Origin of the sequence: Niallia sp. FSL W8-0954, from assembly GCF_038005605.1 — a bacterium.
Taxonomy (GTDB): Bacteria; Bacillota; Bacilli; order Bacillales; family Cytobacillaceae; genus Niallia; species Niallia circulans_A.
The window spans coordinates 3,022,562-3,043,215 of record NZ_JBBOTN010000001.1; the positions used below are offsets into that span (position 1 = coordinate 3,022,562).

The 20,654-nt window shown below is 36.4% G+C and carries 20 protein-coding genes; 4 read left to right on the forward strand and 16 right to left on the reverse strand.

Annotated features, from left to right (window positions below; genetic code table 11):
* Positions 1-596: 596 nt before the first annotated feature.
* A complete protein-coding gene (locus NX902_RS14940; protein ID WP_123257859.1) occupies positions 597-1,463 on the forward strand; it encodes a DUF1002 domain-containing protein in 867 nt (288 codons plus the stop codon).
* A gap of 52 nt (positions 1,464-1,515) precedes the next feature.
* On the opposite strand, the gene lysA is transcribed toward NX902_RS14940, so the two are convergent.
* From lysA to NX902_RS14985, 9 genes are all read right to left on the reverse strand, one after another.
* A complete protein-coding gene (lysA, locus tag NX902_RS14945; RefSeq protein ID WP_095331759.1) occupies positions 1,516-2,841 on the reverse strand; it encodes a diaminopimelate decarboxylase in 1,326 nt (441 codons plus the stop codon).
* 304 nt (positions 2,842-3,145) lie between these two features.
* Entirely contained in the window at positions 3,146-4,621 is a 1,476-nt protein-coding gene (locus tag NX902_RS14950; protein WP_095331757.1) for a spore germination protein, read from the reverse strand.
* Complete coding sequence (locus NX902_RS14955; protein WP_123257860.1) at positions 4,572-5,183, reverse strand: stage V sporulation protein AE; 612 nt, start codon at positions 5,181-5,183, stop codon at positions 4,572-4,574. Before NX902_RS14955 ends, NX902_RS14950 begins: the two co-directional genes overlap by 50 nt.
* A gap of 36 nt (positions 5,184-5,219) precedes the next feature.
* Entirely contained in the window at positions 5,220-5,639 is a 420-nt protein-coding gene (locus NX902_RS14960; RefSeq protein ID WP_164463645.1) for a stage V sporulation protein AB, read from the reverse strand.
* Positions 5,629-6,249 (reverse strand): stage V sporulation protein AA, encoded by a 621-nt coding sequence (locus tag NX902_RS14965; protein WP_095331945.1) that lies wholly within the window; start codon positions 6,247-6,249, stop codon positions 5,629-5,631. The genes NX902_RS14960 and NX902_RS14965 overlap by 11 nt, the downstream gene beginning before the upstream one ends.
* 152 nt (positions 6,250-6,401) lie before the next feature.
* Positions 6,402-7,160 carry an RNA polymerase sporulation sigma factor SigF gene (sigF, locus tag NX902_RS14970; protein WP_341160811.1) on the reverse strand — a complete coding sequence of 253 codons (759 nt, stop codon included), beginning with the start codon at positions 7,158-7,160 and terminating at the stop codon, positions 6,402-6,404.
* 12 nt (positions 7,161-7,172) lie between these two features.
* Positions 7,173-7,613 (reverse strand): anti-sigma F factor, encoded by a 441-nt coding sequence (gene spoIIAB / locus NX902_RS14975; protein WP_047940317.1) that lies wholly within the window; start codon positions 7,611-7,613, stop codon positions 7,173-7,175.
* A gap of 1 nt (position 7,614) precedes the next feature.
* A complete protein-coding gene (gene spoIIAA, locus NX902_RS14980; protein ID WP_047940316.1) occupies positions 7,615-7,965 on the reverse strand; it encodes an anti-sigma F factor antagonist in 351 nt (116 codons plus the stop codon).
* A gap of 132 nt (positions 7,966-8,097) precedes the next feature.
* Positions 8,098-9,261, reverse strand: a complete 1,164-nt coding sequence (locus tag NX902_RS14985; protein WP_095331753.1) for a D-alanyl-D-alanine carboxypeptidase family protein — start codon at positions 9,259-9,261, stop codon at positions 8,098-8,100.
* Between the two features lie 192 nt (positions 9,262-9,453).
* On the opposite strand from NX902_RS14985, the gene map reads away from it, so the two are divergent.
* The 3 genes from map (at position 9,454) to NX902_RS15000 (ending at position 12,150) form a co-directional block, all read left to right on the forward strand.
* The gene (map, locus tag NX902_RS14990) at positions 9,454-10,200 is read left to right on the forward strand and encodes a type I methionyl aminopeptidase (protein WP_095331751.1); all 747 of its coding nucleotides are present in this window, start codon (positions 9,454-9,456) and stop codon (positions 10,198-10,200) included.
* Between the two features lie 130 nt (positions 10,201-10,330).
* The gene (locus NX902_RS14995) at positions 10,331-10,858 is read left to right on the forward strand and encodes an RNA polymerase sigma factor (protein WP_095331749.1); all 528 of its coding nucleotides are present in this window, start codon (positions 10,331-10,333) and stop codon (positions 10,856-10,858) included.
* Positions 10,855-12,150, forward strand: coding sequence for a DUF4179 domain-containing protein (locus NX902_RS15000; protein WP_123259269.1), 1,296 nt, complete (start codon positions 10,855-10,857; stop codon positions 12,148-12,150). The genes NX902_RS14995 and NX902_RS15000 overlap by 4 nt, the downstream gene beginning before the upstream one ends.
* A 63-nt stretch (positions 12,151-12,213) precedes the next feature.
* Here the strand turns inward: NX902_RS15000 and NX902_RS15005 are convergent, their stop codons facing one another.
* The 7 genes from NX902_RS15005 to ltrA all read right to left on the reverse strand — a co-directional run bounded on the left by NX902_RS15005 (position 12,214) and on the right by ltrA (position 20,363).
* The gene (locus NX902_RS15005; RefSeq protein ID WP_095331745.1) at positions 12,214-13,524 is read right to left on the reverse strand and encodes a pyrimidine-nucleoside phosphorylase; all 1,311 of its coding nucleotides are present in this window, start codon (positions 13,522-13,524) and stop codon (positions 12,214-12,216) included.
* Between the two features lie 166 nt (positions 13,525-13,690).
* Positions 13,691-14,512 carry a purine-nucleoside phosphorylase gene (locus tag NX902_RS15010; protein WP_095331743.1) on the reverse strand — a complete coding sequence of 274 codons (822 nt, stop codon included), beginning with the start codon at positions 14,510-14,512 and terminating at the stop codon, positions 13,691-13,693.
* 12 nt (positions 14,513-14,524) lie between these two features.
* Complete coding sequence (gene deoB / locus NX902_RS15015) at positions 14,525-15,709, reverse strand: phosphopentomutase (protein WP_095331741.1); 1,185 nt, start codon at positions 15,707-15,709, stop codon at positions 14,525-14,527.
* A gap of 554 nt (positions 15,710-16,263) precedes the next feature.
* Complete coding sequence (gene istB / locus NX902_RS15020; RefSeq protein WP_061801337.1) at positions 16,264-17,022, reverse strand: IS21-like element helper ATPase IstB; 759 nt, start codon at positions 17,020-17,022, stop codon at positions 16,264-16,266.
* The gene (gene istA / locus NX902_RS15025; RefSeq protein ID WP_061801336.1) at positions 17,022-18,311 is read right to left on the reverse strand and encodes an IS21 family transposase; all 1,290 of its coding nucleotides are present in this window, start codon (positions 18,309-18,311) and stop codon (positions 17,022-17,024) included. Before istA ends, istB begins: the two co-directional genes overlap by 1 nt.
* 395 nt (positions 18,312-18,706) lie before the next feature.
* Positions 18,707-18,862, reverse strand: a complete 156-nt coding sequence (locus NX902_RS15030; protein ID WP_341160812.1) for a hypothetical protein — start codon at positions 18,860-18,862, stop codon at positions 18,707-18,709.
* A 238-nt stretch (positions 18,863-19,100) separates the two neighbouring features.
* On the reverse strand, positions 19,101-20,363 hold the full coding sequence (ltrA, locus tag NX902_RS15035; RefSeq protein ID WP_341160699.1) for a group II intron reverse transcriptase/maturase: 1,263 nt from the start codon (positions 20,361-20,363) through the stop codon (positions 19,101-19,103).
* Positions 20,364-20,654 lie beyond the last annotated feature (291 nt).

Sequence of the window (20,654 nt, forward strand, 5' to 3'; positions counted from 1 at the left end):
CTACCTATGCCAAATTACCCTTATAGAGATAATACTATTTATCCAGGCCTTTCATCCGTATACATCCGTTGAAGAGAATTTTTAAGGACTTCTAAAATTTCTGGTTGTCCCTCCTCGTCTTCGTTGCTAATAATTTATCCGCTAAACTTTTTTAAATTTATTTCCAATATCATTCCCTTTACTTCCTTCACTTCTTATTATTCTTGCCCGTTGATCGCTTTGTTGTTTACCCCCGAACAAGTCAACTCTGAATTCTACACATAAAGATTTTGAGAAAATGGCTATCTAGCTTCTTAAAAGAAAATCATTTTACTTTCCAAACTAAATCAAAATATTTACCACTTTAAATTTATTTAATACTATATAAAATATGCATCCTATGCAAAAAAGCTACAGAAAAACTTTATTTTTTCAGGAGTTATAGTGAATAATAAAGGGAAAGAAGACAATATAACTAGAAGAGGAAACTTATTATGGTTGAGTTACGTCTATTAGTTGTAGTTATTTTATCTCACGCAAATTTATGCTATTTTAACCAAATATGGATAGCACAACTTTTCACCTAGTTCAGCAGAAGGAAAACAGGAGGTTAACGAATGAAAAAAAATAAATGGATATGGATGGTCCTAGCTTTCTTACTATTAATACCGATTCCAGCTTATGCTGATGTAGCAGTTGGTGACATGATTGTTACCCTTGGCGAAAACTTAACACCGGAACAAAAACAGCTTTTATTAACAGAAATGAAAGCACCTGAAGATGCAGAAATTATTACTGTTTCTAATAAAGAAGAGCACCAATATTTAGGGAAGTACATTTCAAAATCGTTAATTGGTACTAGAGCGATTTCTTCTTCGGCCATTACAATCGGGGACAAAGGTACTGGAATTCAGGTTACTACCAAAAATATCAATTGGGTTACGGACGAAATGTACATTAATGCCTTGATTACTGCTGGCGTAAAGGATGCAAAAATTTATATTACTGCCCCTATTGAAGTTTCTGGTACAGCTGCATTAACAGGAATTATTAAAGCATACGAAGTTTCAACAGATACTGTTATCCCAGAAGACGTAAAGCAAGCTGCCAATGAAGAGATGGTGGAGACAGCTAATTTAGGGGAAGATATCGGACAAGAGGAAGCTACTGCTTTAATGGCTAAAGTGAAGGAGCAAATAGCAGAGCAAAAACCTAAAACAGTTGAAGAAGTACAAACAATTATTCAAGATTCTGCTAAAGAATTAAATATCAGTTTAACGGATGAACAGCTTCAAAGTCTTATTTCTTTCTTTAATAAATTAAAAGAACTTAATATTGACTGGAATCAAGTTGGAAATCAACTGAGTGAAGCAAAGGATAAATTAACTGGCTATTTAGAAAGCGAAGAAGGAAAAGGGTTTTTAGCAAAGATTAAAGAAGTCTTTACAAGTATCGTAGAAGCAATCAAATCTTTCTTCTCTTAACTATTATCTACTCAGATAAAAAAGGGAGTCCTAGCGACTCCCTTTTTTACCTTTATTTTTTTAATGAAGCTGTTTCTTTTAATGGCAAGTCTAAGCGTAATAAATCTTCAAATGATTCTCTCTTCACTACTAATCTTGCTTCTCCATTTTCCACGAACACAACAGGTGGTCTTGGGATTCGATTATAATTATTTGCCATCGAATATCCGTAAGCTCCTGTACAGAAAACAGCAAGTACATCATGATCCCCTGCTTTTGGTAAAGGAAGGTCCCAAATAAGCATATCTCCTGATTCACAGCACTTTCCTGCAATAGAAACTGTCTCATCTGGGGCTTGCAGCGGTTTATTTGCCAGTACCGCTTCATATTTGGCCTGATATAAAGCAGGACGAATATTATCGCTCATCCCTCCATCTATTGCCAGGTAATTTCTGACATTCGGTACTTCTTTTCGTGAACCGATTTTATATAAAGTCGTTCCTGCATCCCCTACAAGAGATCTGCCTGGCTCAATCCAAATTTCCGGCATTTGCATTTCTAAGTTGTTAACTTGTTCCTTTACTTCCTTGATAATTACATCTACATACTCAGCTGGCTGAATAGGCTGGTCTTCCTCGGTATAACGAATACCAAATCCACCACCTAAATTTAATACTCTTGATTCAAAATGATGATTGGCCTTCCATTCTGATAACTGTGCCATTATTTTTTGGGCAGCGAGAACAAAACCTGTTGTATCAAAAATCTGAGACCCAATATGACAATGAAGGCCTAGTACCTCTATATACGGCGATTTAATCGCTTCTAACAATGCTTTTTCTGCTTGTCCATTTTGTAAATCAAACCCAAATTTAGAATCTTCCTGACCAGTTAAAATATAATCATGAGTATGCGCCTCAATTCCAGGAGTCACTCTGAGTAAGATCGACATTTTCCTATTTTTTTCTTCACATAGTTGAGTAAGCATCTCAAGCTCATAAAAATTATCGACAACGATGCAGCCAATCTGTTTGTCAATTGCCATTATAAGTTCTTCTTTACTTTTATTATTCCCATGAAAATGGATTCTTTCTACAGGGAAATCTGCAGCGATTGCTGTGTATAACTCACCACCGGAAACCACATCTAATGATAAGCCTTCTTCGTTTGCTAGTTGAACCATTGCTATAGTAGAAAAAGCTTTACTTGCATAAGCTACTTGAGCTTTTACTCCAAGTTGATCAAAAGTCTGCTTAAAGCCTTTCGCCCTTTCTCTAATTAATTCAACATCATATACATAAACAGGTGTTCCAAATTTTTCGACTAATTCCAGCGTATCGACTCCACCTATTTCAAGATGACCTGCATCGTTCACTTTCGAAGTTCCGTAATAGTGCATAGATTCCCCTCTATTCTTCTATAAAATTATATCCCCTATTAAAAACAGACAGTCTACTTAAAGAAGAACTTGTCTGTTTGTGAAACATATAAATATCATCATTATTAACATTAGTCTCACCGTGATAAACTTGAGAAAGAAGCGCTAATGAAAGTTTCACTTTATTAATAATTCTGTTTAATTATCCAAATGTACCATAAATTCAGCCAATTCTCAAGTAGCTGTTTAGCTAATTTAACAAAGGAGCGGACAGATTATTTCCTGTATTAAAAAGAAGTAATCGGTCCGCATAAATATACTTTCACTATCTCTTAACTCGATCCCGTGGATGCAAATGACTTGGTCTAATTTTATTTCCTGGAACTGCACGGCGAATGAGAATTTGGGACAAAGCTATTGGATGAAAAGGAATAAATGGCCATAAATATGGAACATTTAATGTGGTTGTTCGAATTAAAAATAGAAGGTACAGGGTCATTCCAATAACAAAGCCAGGTGTATGAAAAATGGCTACAACGATTAACAAGGCGAGTCGAACAATTTTGTTAGCAATCCCAAGTTCATAACTAGGTGTAGCAAAGTTACCTATTGCAGCAACTGATACATACAGAATAACTTCTGGAACAAATAGTCCAACATCAATCGCAATTTGCCCAATAAGAACAGCTGCTATCAATCCCATCGCGGTTGACAATGGTGTTGGAGTATGAATGGCAGCAATCCTTAAAAATTCAAGCCCGAGGTCTGCAATGAAAATTTGTACAACAATTGGAATGTTTGTTGTTTCATTTGGCCCGATAAAAGCAAGCCTTTCTGGCAGCAGGGATGGCTCCAGCACAGCTAAAAACCAAAATGGCAGGAAAAAGATAGAGGCAATAATCCCTAAGAAGCGAATCCATCTCACAAAGGTTCCAACCATTGGCGATTGTCTATATTCCTCTGCATGCTGCAAATGATGAAAAAAAGTTGCTGGTGTTATAATGACACTTGGAGATGTATCGACATAAATAATGACATGACCTTCTAATAAATGGGTCGCAGCTACATCTGCTCGTTCCGTATATCTTACGAGAGGGTAGGGATTATAGCCTTGCTTTAATAAAAACTCTTCAATCGTTTTATCAGCCATTGTTAGTCCATCTGTTTTTAAGCTTTTCATTTCCTTTTTTACAATTTCAATTAAATCAGGATCTGCCACTCCATCAATATACCCTACGGCAATATCGGTTTTAGAACGCTCTCCCACTCTCATAATCTCAAAGCGCAATCGTTCATCTCTAATCCTTCTTCTAGTGATAGCAGTGTTAACGATAATATTCTCAACAAATCCATCGCGTGAACCTCTGACTACCTTTTCTGTATCTGGTTCTTCTGGCATCCTTCCTGGATAGCTTCGCACATCAATAATAAGACCATGATCGTATCCTTCTATAACAACTGCTACTAATCCAGACAGAACTTGGTCTACTAATTCATCCATTTTTTCAATAACTTGTACACTTTGGTGGACCAATTGATTCTGTATGATTTCAAATGTATCTCTTGCTTGCGATTTACGATCCGTATCATTTAAAAATAGTAGCTGCTCCAATAATTCGGCAATCAACGCACTATCACATAGTCCATTTACATAATATAAATTGACTTCTTTTCGCATTACTTTAAATTTTCGAACACCCAGATCGAAGCTAGTTCCAAGCCCAACCCGATCCTTCATATACTTTTCGATTTTATCTAGTTCTTCGTATATCTGGATCTTCTTTTCTGTCTTGCTGCTCATAAAAACCACTTCTTTCTAAAATATATTCTACTGCTTTCCGTGTTATCGGGGCACCTTTTTCATAAGAGTCTTTTTTCCCCATCTTCCCAATGTCTCCAATGCCAACAACAAGCGGAAGATTTAATTCATCTAGAATATACACAGTATCTCCATTCACTCTTCCTAACTCCATTTCTGGAATTCCATATTTGTCAACTCCATATGGCGTCAATTCACCATCTTGGTCGATGGCAACATCAATTTTTGTCCATTCCTCTCGTCTTGTTCTGCTTGCCACGGCAAGTACTCCCAAGACTTCTAAATCAGGATGAGTAGCTATGTATTTTAGTGCACTCTCGCCATTTCCTTCTCCCACAAAGCCACTATCATCAAACATAACTAGTACTGGATCATTTTTCGCTTGCTTAATAAAAGTTAATATTTCTTCTCCACTATGATTGCTTGGATTTCCAAAGGAGGTAGAGATACATCTTCCCCCAACGTCCTTCGCAACCATTTCAACAGCTCTTCTGGCATATTCATCTCCATCTGTTATTAAGATTACTTTTCTCCTATTTTCCATTTCCCATACTTCCTTTCTTCTCCATTACATTCAGCCTCAAGGAATAAAATATATCCAATGAAATAAGGAGCCAAAGATCTTACCAAATACAAGAGCCATCATTAATACTAATAATTTGTCAGCAATTCCAATTCGCTTTGCTAAAAGGGGGAATACATCCAGCACTTCTGTTAATGCTGCTGCTATCATTCCAATATAAATTCCTCCTGCAATGCCTATTATGATAAGTAGAAATGATGGTAAGGAAAAACTAGGTTCTCTCAAGAAAGCAAGTGTCCCAGAAACAGCTCCTAAAACAGCAGCCCATTCATATGCATAAATCTTACTAAAGGTTTTGGTTAGCTGTGTCAGTCTTGGGATAATACCAAATACGGTTAAAAAGGCTACGTAACCAGCCCCAACGGTTATTCCCCACGCTAACCCGACAAAAATCACAAATAAGATATTAATGATCATCTGATTTTTTTATGCTTTCTTTATTTTCATGCATAATCATGTACTGATCTAAGGACTGCTGATAATTGAATACTTCCACTTCTAATGGACTAGGCTCTTCATTAAGGCGTTTCTTAAACACATGGTTGAAAAAAATAACCATTCCTAAACCTAATCCTACGGAATAAGGAATCTGAAAAATTAATGGTTTTTCGACTTCCTTCCCTGTAATCATTTTATAAACTCTCTGATGGACAGATTGCATGCTTACATCTTCATGAAAGTTCATAATCGTTAATCCAGAACCAATAAAAAGTAATAGCCAAACTAGGATAAATAACGGAAGTGTTACTTTCCTCTTCTTAAAAACAACCTCAATGATCGTTTGAGCTGGTCCTATTAATTGGATTTCTACTTCTTTATCGATTTTTTTAATTTCGCGAATAACTAACGTACTATCAATAATGATAATATTCTTATCTTGTTCTGTAATATGGTATAGACATACATCCTTTAGTGTAGACAGCAATTCATCTGTTGCAATGATTTGTGCAAGATCTTTCAGAAATATCCGTTCATTTGACTTTTTTTGAATGCGATGTCTCATTCTGATATATATTGTCTCTGCCATTTTTTCACGTCCTAACACGTTGTTTTCACCATGACTGTAGTATTCGATTATCATGATAAAAATATGAAAGACTGTTAAATGGTAATTTTTTCACTTTATATATAAAAATAAAATAGCCGCCAATCCACGATGCGGACTGACGGCTATTATCTTTAAAGATCCATTTGCTCTTTCATTTGTATTAATATTTTTTTCTCCAACCTAGAAACTTGAACTTGAGAAATCCCAAGCCTCGTCGCTACTTCGGATTGAGTCTGATCTTTATAATATCGTAAATAAACAATCAGACGCTCTCGTTCATCAAGCTCCCTAATAGCTTCCTGTAAAGCAATCTTATCAAACCATTTCCCTTCATTTCCATCATCAATTTGATCCAGTAATGTAATGGGATCCCCATCATTTTCATAAACAGTCTCATGAATCGAGGATGGCGTTCGTGCAGCTTCTTGTGCGAGAACGATATCTTCTGGAGGTATCTCTAAAAACTCGGAAAGTTCCCCGACTGTTGGTGTTCTGCCATATTGCTTCGATAACTCGTCCTTCGCCTTTCGAATTTTATTACTTAATTCTTTTAACGATCTACTAACCTTTACCGTCCCATCATCACGGATAAATCGTTGAATTTCTCCAATAATCATTGGTACTGCATAGGTAGAAAATTTTACATCATAGCTTAAATCAAATTTATCAACTGATTTTAATAGCCCGATACATCCTATTTGAAATAAATCATCAGGATCATATCCCCTATTTAAAAATCTTTGTACGACTGACCAAACAAGACGCATATTTTTCTGAACGATAGTATCTCTTGCTGATTGATCTCCATCTTGGCTTAGCTTTATTAAGTCCTTGACTTCATGGTCTTTTAGATACGTTTCCTTCTTGTCTTTCTTTACCTCCACATCCATAGACGATTCTCCTTAATTGCTTAGCATTTTGCTTTTCATTAAATGCTTACGCAGACGAATCTCTGTTCCGCTATCTGGACTTGACTGAATTTCGATTTCATCCATAAAATTTTCCATGATGGTAAATCCCATACCAGATCGTTCAAGTTCTGGTTTTGTCGTAAATAATGGCTGTCTTGCTTCCTCTACATCGAAAATTCCTTTCCCTTCATCTCTGATGGTTAAATCAATGTATGAATCTTCTAATATAACAGAAATATAAACAATTCCATTCGGATCATTTTCATAACCGTGGATAATGCAGTTAGTCACAGCTTCTGAAACAACTGTTTTAATTTCCGTTAATTCATCCATTGTTGGATCTAACTGTGTAATAAATGCAGCAACCGTTACACGTGCAAATGACTCATTCTGGCTAAGTGCGCTAAATTGAATATGCATTTCGTTTCTCATTTTAAGCTACCCCCAATCGTTGTAGGGCAAATTCTTCATTTGTTTCCAGCTTCATAATTTTAAACATACCAGACATATCAAATAAACGCTGAACACTTGGAGAGATAGCACAAATGACCATTTCTCCTCCAAGCTGTTTAATTTGCTTATATCTTCCCAATATAACCCCTAAGCCAGAACTATCCATAAATGTTAAATGTTCAAGATTTAACACGATATGACGAATACTATAGCTCTCTATTGCAGTTGTTGCTTTTGTCCGTAATTCTTCTGCATAGTGATGATCCAATTCCCCAGATAGGCGTATACAAAGTACATTGTTTTTTATTTCCAACTCAATATTAAGACTCACTAGAATAGCCTCCTTATTTGGTTTAAAGAAACTATTCTAGGTTTTCATGCAATTTCCTTCTCCACAGACAAAACTAGTGTTCTTTCGCTAAAAACAGAAGGAAAATAAATGAATTCGACAAAAGAAATAAAACTATTCTGTTTTTGTAAACATTCCGGCAGATCGTTTAAATAATGTCCACCATTTTGCCGATTTCACTTCTTTTTGTGCTACCAATGGACTTGTCACAAGGGTTTTCCCGTCTTGTTTATAGGTGATTTTTCCAATCTCCTGTCCTTTTTCAATTGGAGCCTTTAATTTTTTATGCATCGTAATTTCTTTCTGTAATTTATCGATTTGCTCCCCTTTTTTCGTTAAGATAGAAATTGGTTCGCTCGTAACGGCTGTTACTTCTTTCTCTGATCCTTTGCTTACTTTTACTTTGCCAATCGCTTCTTCTCGTTTATGCAAAGGATGTGTTTCATATTGACTAAATGCATAATCCAGCATTTTTGTTACTTGAGCGTTTCTTTCTTTCGAGGTTGGCGCACCGAAAACAACTGCAATTACACGCATTCCATTTTTCATAGCAGTTGCGGTCAAACAATATTTTGCTTCAGCCGTAAACCCTGTTTTTAATCCGTCCACGCCTGGATAAAACTTAACAAGACGGTTTGTATTAACTAGCCAAAACTTCTTCTCGGTATCTTCTCTTAAATAATCTTCATATGTGCCAGTAAATTTCGTAATATCCTCATATTTCAGCAACTCTTTTGCCATTAATGCCATATCTTTTGCAGAACTGTAATGATCTGTTACTGGAAGTCCTGTAACATTTTGAAACTTAGTGCTTTCTAAGCCTAATTCTTTTGCTTTTTCATTCATTAATTGAACAAACTCTTCTTCAGATCCTGCTAATCTTTCCGCAACTGCTACAGCTGCATCATTTCCAGATCCAATGGCAATTCCTTTTAACATTTGCTCGGTTGTCATCTCTTCCCCAGGTTCAAGGAAAATTTGTGAGCCTCCCATAGATGCCGCATGCTCACTTGTACGTATTTTCTCATCTAACTTTAATTTTCCTTGATCAATTGCTTCCATGATCAGAAGCATCGTCATTATTTTTGTCATACTGGCAGGAGGAAGTTTTTCCTCGCTGTTTTTTTCATACATAATAGTTCCTGTATCTCGATCAATTAAAATGGCTGATTTTACATTTTCAACTAATTCTTGCTTTTTCTCAGCAGCTAAAGTGCCCGGTGCCAAAATTGATGTCATAAAACAGGTAATGATTAACAATGATATGATGCGTTTCATCTATTGACCCTCCATTCTATATAGCATCCATTTTTTCCAAAAAAAACAAGTTTATACAGTCAATGAAGAATATTCATGAAATAATTTGAATAGCACTAAAGGAAGATAGAATGTTTCATGCATTTTATAGGTATCGTTAGGCTAGTTTACTGATCTAGGTTATAATGAATGGAGTTCAAAGGAGGTTAACAATTGATTCATTTAAAGACACCTGAGCAAATTGAAAAAATGAGAAAAGCAGGAGAAATTCTTGCTGATTGTCATAAAGAAATTAAAAAGTTAATCAAACCGGGTATTACTACGGAAGAAATCGATGTATTTGCGGAAAACTTTATTTTACAAAGAGGAGCCACTCCAGAACAAAAGGGCTATCAAGGTTATCCATTTGCAACTTGTGCATCTATTAATGACGTAATCTGTCATGGTTTTCCTTCCAAAAATCCCTTGAAAGACGGAGATATTGTTACGGTAGATATGGTAGTAAACTTAGATGGATGGCTTGCTGATTCCGCCTGGTCATATCCGGTTGGGAATATCTCCGAAGAGGCAAAAAACTTATTAAAAACAACTGAAGAGGCATTATACATAGGAATAGAACAAGCAGTCGTCGGAAACAAAGTAGGCGATATCTCCCATGCCATTCAAATGTTCGCAGAAGCAAAAGGTTATGGGGTAGTGCGAGATTTTGTAGGACATGCAATTGGCAGAGAAATGCATGAACTCCCACAAATCCCTCACTATGGCCCTCCACATGTTGGCACACCTCTTAAAGAGGGAATGGTTATTACAATTGAACCAATGTTAAATATCGGTATGTATCATGCCAAGGTTGATTTGGATGGATGGACAGCACGAACTGTTGATGGCAGCCTTTCTGCGCAATATGAACATACCTTAGCCATTACAGCTAATGGACCAGTAATCTTAACAAAACAATAAGACAAACACCCAATGGCAGATTGCAAGCCATTGGGTGTCTTTTTGTTATCCTGAAAATATTCATATATTAAATCCAAAAAAAATGAACTTTTTAAACGCTACAATACTCTTATAAGCGAGAGGTGAAGACATGAATGATGAACAACTTGTACAGAAGGCAAAAAAGCGGAATAAAAAAGCCTTGCTTCAATTAGTGATGCAGCAAAAAGACGATTATTATCGTCTAGCGTATTCCTATATGGGGAATTCTCATGATGCGATGGATGCAATGGAAGAAATGATCGTCATCTTATATGAGAAAATTGCTCAGCTCGAAAAAATTGAATCTTTCTATAGCTGGAGTAAAACTATCTTAGTGAATATTTGTAAGGGGAAATTAAAAAAGGAACGTAGAGAAATAGTTATGGATGACTTAGAGCAGCACAATCTTTTACATACAACCGATCCATATAAATATTCAGTAGAAACACTAGACATTATACAATTATTAACAAAATTAACCCCAGTCCAAGCGGAAGCAATCAAGCTAAAGTACTTTCACGATTTCGATAATGAGACGATTGCCAGCATCATGAAAGTATCTACCGGCACCGTAAAATCTAGAATACACAATGGCTTAAAACGATTAAAGAAGATGTATGGAGGGGAAGACAAGTGAAATCTTTAGAGGATAAACTACTAGAGGAAAAAAAGAAAATCGCAGAAATAACAGCTCCGCCAGAATTAGAACAGCGACTAAGCAAAGCACTTTTTGATAAAAAAACAAACTCTCCTAACCTAAAGAGATGGTACCCCTTATCTGCTGCTGCAATTATTCTCTTAATTTTTATGACGTATCAATCAAGTGCATTGGCTTATTACGGCAAAAAACTGTTAGGATTTGATACCATTATGAATCAATCCTTAAAAGATTTAAATGAAAATGGATTCGGACAAAATATTGAGAAGTCTTATCTATTAGAAAATGGTACTGTATTAACAATCAATGGACTTATGTCCGATGAAAATAGATTGGTTGTTTATATTACATTAGAAAATGATAAAGGCTTGCCAGATGATCTAGATCATATTTTTTCTCCAAGGAACATTACTGGTTTTTTTACAAATGCAAAAATGAATAGCTCTGTTTTTGAAAAAAATGATGACAAAACAAAAATCACGGGAATATTAAATTTTGATCCCATTAATGCTTTTTCGAAAAAGCTCCAGCTGCACTATGTTTACTGGAAAGATGATGAAACAATGGAAGGTACAACTGATATCTCCTTTCCCTATAATCATAAGGAAGCATTACAAACAAAAATGAAGCAATCTATTAATAAAAAATGGAATGTAGATAAAGGTACTATTCATTTTAAAAGAATCACAGCTACTCCTACTCAAACGGTTATAGAAGGCTCGTTTCATGTCGATAATTATGACCGACTCAATTATGGTTTTAATGGAGTAGAGCTAGTCGCAAATGGTAAGCCTCTCTCCCAAGAAGGCTATACTACTTCTTCATCCATTAACAAAAACAATACATTTTCGATTGAATATGATGGCCTTCCAGAAGATATCCATTCACTCGAAATTCACATGAAAGACTTTATCGGTTATAAATCGATAAATAAATCCATTGCGCTTACAGAGAAAGAAGAAAATAGAGTAATACCATTAGAGAATGATGAATTAACCATAAAGAACATCCAGTTAAATGATATGCTATCAATAAGTATCTCCACGAGTGATTCTGTTTTATTCGATAAAGTAAGTATTATTAACGAAGAGCAAAAAAGAATTCCTTTAAAAACAACAACCAATCACCAGTTGATCACTAACAAGGATGGAACAATTAATAATGAGCGATCATTGCTATTTGACACAAAATCTCGGCCGCTGGAACTGCATATTGGCGGATTGCATTATGTGAAAAAGTACAATAAAACTTTAGCTATTCCTCTTCAATAAAGAAAGCAAAAGACTCACAAATGATCAGCAATTACGCTAGCTTCAATCGTGAGTCTTTTCTTCTTATTCTGTAATTATTTCATAAATTAGCGTAGGGGCTTTTACTTCATTGGGTGAAAGCTTTATATTTTCAACCAATTTTTTTATTACATCGTCTACTTCTTCAGTATTGCTATAAATTGTAACGAGTGATTCGCCAGCCTCCACTTTATCTCCTATTTTCTTGCGTAAAACTAAGCCTACCGCCAGATCAATTTCTGACTCTTTTGTTGCTCGGCCAGCTCCTAATAACATAGCAGCAGTCCCAATGCTGTCCGCTGTTATTTCTGCGACATAGCCTGATTCTCTTGCTGGAAGCTCCGTTATAAATTTAGCTTTAGGTAATAAATCTGTTTGATCCACAACAGAAGCATCACCACCTTGGGAACTTAAGAAAATTTTAAACGTTTCGAGCGCTTTGCCATTATCTATTACCTCTTGCAGCATTTCTCTCGCTCTATCCGTTGATTCTGCCTTTCCAGCTAAATAGACCATATGACTTCCTAAAGTTAAACATAGTTCCGTCAAATCTTCTGGTCCATGCCCCTTTAATGTATCAATTGCCTCTTTTACTTCTAGTGCATTTCCGATTGCATATCCTAAAGGCTGACTCATATCAGAAATAACCGCCATTGTTTTCCTGCCCACATTATTCCCTATTTGCACCATTGCTTCAGCAAGCTCTCTGGATGCATCCAATGTTTTCATAAATGCTCCAGCACCTGTTTTCACATCTAAGCAAATAGCATCCGCACCTGCTGCAATTTTCTTACTCATGATACTGCTGGCAATCAATGGAATACTGTTAACAGTCGCGGTTACATCTCGTAAAGCATATAATTTCTTATCAGCAGGAGTGAGGTTCCCACTTTGTCCAATAACCGCTAATTTATTCTTATTTACTAGATCAATAAACGCTTCTTTTTCTATTTCCACATGGAAACCTTTTACTGATTCTAATTTATCGATGGTTCCACCAGTATGACCGAGTCCTCTTCCACTCATTTTCGCCACTGGAACACCTACTGATGCCACTAATGGTCCCAATACTAATGTGGTAGTATCGCCAACTCCCCCAGTTGAATGTTTATCCACTTTAATTCCTTCAATGGCAGATAAATCAATGACATCTCCTGAATGAACCATTGCCATTGTTAATTCAGCACGTTCAGCTGCTGTCATATCTTGAAAAAACACAGCCATACTAAATGCACTCATTTGATAATCAGGAATCGTTCCATCTGTATAGCCTTTAATAATAAAAGAGATTTCTTCTTTGGATAATTCTAAACCGTTCCTTTTCTTCTCAATTAAATCGACCATTCTGAATGCCATAATTTGAATTCTCCTTCATATGTATGGAATTATTTTCTTTAAAATTGCAAAAACCCAAGTCAAATTACTGCTTTTTTTTAATTTTTTGATTTATGTAAACGGTGTAAAAATATAGCTGTCTAAAGAGTTACCGGTAAATCAGTAACTCTTTAGGATGAAAACTTCATTATGCACCTATATGTTTAATTAGCTCTTTCACATATTGCAGGAAGTTTGCTTTTACCTTTTCTGTTGTTTCGATTACTTCTTCATGATTCAGTGGTTGATCTAGAATACCTGCAGCCATATTAGAAATACAAGAAATCCCTAATACTTTCAGACCTGCATGACGAGCGACTATTACTTCTGGAACAGTCGACATCCCCACTGCATCGCCGCCTAATACGCGAAGCATTCTTACTTCTGCTGGCGTTTCATATGATGGACCTGTGTTTCCCACATAGACACCCTCCTGAATACTCAGTCCAATACTGCTTGCGACCTTGCGTGCTGTTTCACGCAGACTTTTGCAATATGCTTCTGACATATCAGGGAATCTCACCCCTAACTTACTGTCATTTGGTCCGATTAATGGATTGGTGCCCATATTATTAATATGATCAGAGATTAGCATTAAATCACCAGGTGCAAAGTTTTCATTCACCCCGCCTGCAGCATTAGTTACAATTAATTTTTCTACTCCTAATTCCTTCATAACGCGAACAGGGAAAGTTACTTTATCAAATGTATACCCTTCATAAAAGTGGAAACGACCTTGCATTGCTACCACTTCGATCCCCTTAATTGTACCGAATACAAGTTGTCCAGCGTGACCTTCTACTGTTGATACCGGAAATTCTGGGATTTCTTCATAAGGTATTTTTACTGGATTTTCGATTTCTTCTGCAAGAACTCCTAAGCCAGAGCCAAGAATTAAACCAATTTTAGGTGTTTTTGCATACTTTTGTTTTAAAAAATCAGCTGATTGCTTAATCATCGTATAATTCATTTTTTATTCCCCTTATATTAAGTCATTTAAGAAGCTTGTGCCATGCTTTGGCATCTTCACGCTGAAATTATCTGCTACCGTTGCTCCAATATCAGCAAACGTTTTACGTAGAGGCAGTTCTTTCGGTTCCTTTAAAGATTTGCTATATACTAATAACGGCACATACTCTCTTGTATGATCTGTCCCATGATGGATAGGATCATTTCCATGATCTGCGGTAATGATTAACAAATCATCTTCCTTCAGTAATTCCAATACTTCTGGCAGTCTAGCATCATACTCCTCTAATGCCTTTCCATAGCCAATTGGGTCTCTTCTATGTCCAAATAAAGCATCAAAATCTACTAAATTTAAGAAGCTTAGACCTGTAAAATCCATTTTTAATGTATCTACTAGTTTGTCCATCCCATCCATGTTAGAGACCGTTCTCAATGATTTGGTCACACCTTCTCCATCATAAATATCAGAGATTTTCCCAATAGCAATACTCTCAATTTGATTATCTTTCAATTCATTCATTACTGTCCGATCAAATGGCTTTAGGGCATAGTCATGACGATTTGCAGTACGTTTAAAGTTGCCTGGTTCGCCAATAAATGGTCTAGCAATAATGCGACCAACCATATATTTCTCATCGAGTGTCAATTCTCTTGCTAATTCACAAATACGATACAATTCATCTAAAGGAACAATGTCTTCATGTGCAGCAATTTGCAGTACAGAATCTGCTGAGGTGTAGACGATTAAAGCACCGGTCTTCATATGTTCTTCACCTAGCTCATCTAGAATTTCCGTTCCACTAGCTGGTTTATTTCCAATAATCTTGCGTCCAGATTTTTTTTCGATTTCATTTAATAGTTCATCTGGGAATCCTTCCGGGAATACGCGGAATGGTGTTGCAATGTTTAGACCCATTATCTCCCAGTGTCCAGTCATGGTATCTTTTCCGTTTGATGCTTCTTGCATTTTTGTATAATAAGCAAGTGGATTATCAGCACGCTCAACACCAGCAATTTCCTCAATATTACTAAGACCTAATTTCGCCATGTTCGGCATATGAAGACCATTCATTCTTTGAGCAATATGCCCTAATGTATGTGCTCCTTCATCATTAAATTTTTTCGCATCAGGTGCCTCGCCAATTCCTACAGAATCCATTACAATTAAGAAAACGCGATTATATTTATATGTTGACATCTTTTTCCTCCTTTTACCATATGATTTAACCTATTTTGTCCTACTATATGTATCTTTATTAACCATAAAAATTATAGCATAATCGTCAGAAGTCTGACATCTTTTTCAAGATTGTTATCTTCATTTTAGAAAAATAAAAATTGTTTTCCATTTTCTTATTCATTATACCTTTTTTCAGATGAAAAGAAAAAAGAACACTGTTCGAAGTTGACTAACCTAAATAAATGAACCCCATAAAACACCTTTGAACGGTACACTTAAACAAAGTTCTAACTCAAAGATGTTTTATCACTGCACCATATTGCTAGGTCAGTCTAATTGTTTATATCTCTATGGTTTTATATAATTTATTCCTGTGTTAGAGGTGGAAGAGTTACAACTAACTCGCCTTTAGGGGGTAAACAGAAATGATGTCCTCACCAAATTTTTAAAATTCTCTTCTTCTACTTCCATTTTACCAAGCAGAATAAGTCTGCTAAATGTGGAATTTCTTTATCTGGATATAAATGTCAACACAAATATGTACATTTTCGCTCGTTTAAGGATGTACAAAATCACTCGTTTTCTTGCACTAAATGATCCTTTAAACGATAGGAATTTCCCACCATTGTCACAACCTTCGCATGGTGTAAGATGCGATCTAAGATGGCATTTGCCAGCTTAGGCTCCTGAAATACTTCATCCCATGCCTTAAAGTTTACGTTCGTTGTTAAGATCGTACTGCGCTTTTCATATCGCATGTCAATCAGTTGGAAAAATAATTTCGCATCTTCTTGATCAATTGGCAAATAACCAATCTCATCAATGATTAATAGTTTATATTTTGTATAATGTTTTAGACGAGTTTCTAAGCGGTTCTCCAATCGTGCTCGTCTTAAATTCTGAATTAAATCATGGCATTTAATGAAATAGGTACTTGTTCTTTTCTTTGCTGCCGCAATCCCTATGGCGGTGGCCAAGTGTGTTTTGCCAACACCACTTGGTCCTAAGAAAACAATATTCTCGTTCTCTTCAATAAAGCGAAAGGTTAGAAAATCTTGAATCTGTTGCTGATTGACTGAGGTTTGGAAAGTGAAATCAAAATCTTTTATTTCTTTCATATGTGGAAATGCAGCCACCTTTACCATCGACTGCGTCATATTTTGTTCTCGCACATCAATTTCATAGTTGGTTAACTTGATTAACGTATCAATAAATGACAGCTGGTTCTGGACTCCGAAATCAATTACTTCATTTAAATGTAGAGTCATTTGCTTCAGCTTTAGATACTCTAGGTTTCTTAATAATTGTTGATAATTAGTGGATAGATTCATTATTTATACACTTCTCCAATCGTTGCTAGATTTTTCTTTGCCAAATCATCGATTTCCGGATAGTTATAGTAAGGGGCTGAAACAGCCAAACCTGCTTTATAATGTGCTTCCTGATAATTTAGCTTCGCTTTGCTGATTGGATGCTGTGCAATAAGTTTCATGTTATAATAAATCCATAAGTTGTTATCATACACTTGTAAACCTACTTTCTTTCCTTGATATTCTGGTGGTACGGAATACTGGTTTGATTTGTAGGAGATCATGTTGGATGCATTGACTTTTACTTGTGTGTGCTTAATGCGATAGGAATCTCTTACTTTATCAGTTGGTAGCTGGAGTAAGTGGTTCCTTTCTTTTTTATATTCAATCATTGGTATTCTTCCTGTCCCTTGGTGAATCTGGTGATTCACTCTGTTGGCTAACTCTTGTATAAATTGATGCAGTTCCTCTAAAGAGAATTGTCCTTGATAGGCATGAATTTCGTCTAACAATTTCATTGTCGTTTCGACTTTTCCCTTTGTCCTTGGTCTGCCAGCGATACAGGCTTTCACTTTAAAGCCAAAGTCTTTTGCGAATTGCTCAAACTTTGCATTCACTTTACCCGGATAATGTTCCGTTCTTGCTTCATCCATCACTGTTTTCATATTATCCGTAAGGAGTTCCTCAGGAACACCGCCAAACGTTTCAAAAGCTTCTGTTAGAAAGGAAAACAGCGTACTTTGTGACTTGGAAATACTCAAGTGGAATACTCGCAATCTTGAAGTAGATAGAATAAGCGCAGCTACATTGATCTCGACCTGCTCGCCATCTTTTGTTTCATATTGAATATTTTCCTTCCAATCTAATTGAGCTTGTTTACCTGGCGGAGTTTCATAGCGAACCGTCCCCTTCGGAGAAGCAATACGTTTGTCCTCCACAAAGTAAGCATTAAATTCAGGTATTCGAGCGATATAGGCTCGAAAGGTCGAAGCACCACAGTCTAAACCGTGATTATCCTTTAAGTACTGCCAAAGCACCCGCCGATAATAAAACACCTGTTTAGAATCCTCAGATAAAAGAGCAGCGATCACTTCATAATATTCATCAATTTTTGAGGACTTTTTTCTTGTCCTCTTGGGGACAAAACCATTTAGATATTTCTCAACTGTTCGTCGATCTACTCCAAGTTCTTCAGCCAATTTACTCTTATTAATTTTCATTTTCATATGCTCCATTATTTGTTTGAATTTTGGTAAGTCTGAAAGACTATTAATCTCAAAATTAACATCGACATTTAATGATATATACATGACTAGTCACCTCAAGACTAGTATGTAAAATGAAAGCAAATTTGTACATATTTATCCAAGCATTATTGTACATATTTAAAATAGCATTTCTAATCTGGATATATTTCTATAAACTCATCTGACTTTGTAATCGATAAAATCACTATTCTCTAATTCTGTTCCAAGTTTACTTGACACGATGAAGGCAGGAGTTGACTCTAAAAGATTAGCTCCTATCCATCCTTCAAATTCATAATGTAAATATTTTATCTGTTCTGATATCCCCTCTCTTCTGTTGCAATTTCTTCTTCTATTCCCTAAATGGTATATTCCCCCTGGCCACCTGATACTTTTGGTTCTAAAAAATATAAATCATTCATTCCTTCCTACCACAATCTTACCTTTTCACTGGCGGATTAAATATTTACCATTTTAAAACCAATAGCGAATATTTTACGACCGTCTATAGTAAAAAACCAACCAAAAACTTTAAGCCAAGGTAGCACATGCAAGCACTTTCGTGTTACTTCTTGTTTATCGTCAGGAGCTAATCCCGTTAGTTTGTCAGCCATTCCATGTTATTAAACCACCCCTACTATTTAAAATGTTATTTCGCCTAGTTATCGTACTTCTCACAAAATCCAAATATAAAATCAATACTCCATGATGATACTATCTTCATGAGCAATGAAATCATACACTCATTATTTATGTTGTCTAAAGAGTACATTCCATAATCGAGTAGGAGGGAGTGATTAACTCCCGACCTCTCACACCACCGTACGTACGGTTCCGTATACGGCGGTTCAATTAAGATAAATGACGCAAGAATTTATAACGAGTTTGTAGACTTTTAAACCCTTGATTATTCCAATAGGAAATATCGAGGGTTTTATCTAATATAGGACTGTTCGAGACGCGCCAATAGCCCTTTCGGCTATTTCCCCATTCATAAGCCTTCCCTTTTGGGACACCTAAATGTATAAGGTTGCGAATCCTTGTCTTTGGTTTCTTCCAGTCTTTCCATTGGCACATGCGAAGTCTTCTTCGTATCCAACCATCTAATTTTATAAACAGTGATTTAGTATCCGCTAATGCAAAATATCCACACCAACCCATTAGATATTGGTTTAATTTCTCCATCCGATATCTCATAGAATAGGGCATCTTTCTCGAAGTGATTTCTCGTATTTTCTTCTTCATTCGTTTTAAGCTTTCTTTTGCGATACGAATCTTTGGTTCTTTAGAAGACGTGAAGCTAAAACCTAGAAACTTCCGTTTCCATGGTCGGTCTACTGCTGACTTCTTCTCATTCACTTTTAATCGAAGTTTCTTTTCGATAAATCGTTGAATGCTTGCCCTTGTTCGTTCTCCTGCCCGCTTCGATTTTACGTAAACATTACAGTCATCTGCGTAACGAACGAATTTATGCCCTCGACTTTCTAGCTCTTTATCTAGTTCATCCAGAACTATGTTAGAGAGTAATGGACTTAATGGTCCGCCTTGTGGCGTTCCTTCTTCTGTACTTGAAATAACTCCATCCATCATAACGCCCGCCTGTAAATATTTGCGGATTAGCTTTAATAGTGGTTTGTCCTTGATTCTTTTCGCAAGTGTACTCATGAGTCTATCATGGTTGACCTTATCAAAGAACTTCTCTAAATCCATATCTACAACCCATCTATATCCTTCTTTGATATATCCCTTTGCTTCCCTTACCGCATCATGGGCGCTTCGGTTTGGTCGAAAGCCATAGCTATGTTCGGAGAACATCGGGTCATATATCTTCGATAATACTTGGGCAATGGCTTGTTGAATCAAACGATCTCTCACGGTTGGAATACCTAGTAGCCGAAAACCTCCACCAGTTTTCGGGATTTCGACTCTTCGGACAGGCATTGGCTCATAAGTACCCTTGAAAATAGCCTCTCTGATAGAATGCCAGTTTTCGACTAGGTGCTGTCGTAGGATTTGTACGGGCATCCTATCTACTCCATGACTTCCTTTATTCTGTTCTACTCGTTTTAATGCTTGAAGCATATTTTCCCGTGACAGGATTTGATTTAAAAGCATCGTTATTCTTCCTTCCGTGAATAGCTTATCTTCTTATGCCAGTGGTCACTCCACCCTCCAAGAGATCCCCCACGGAATTCACCGTTTCCTTCCTCAAGTGAGGTACTATGTTTTCTGTGTTCCTCATGACCTACTGAAAGCCAAGGGCTATTCTCTCCTAATTGTTCCGTCCTTCCAAATCGTTCTAGACCGATTTGTACTATGACATCGGCTGACTTCTGATGGTTCAGCTACTTATCGCTAAGTAGGTTAGGAAGAGTACTTCCCGTATCCATCAGACCTCCCCGGGTA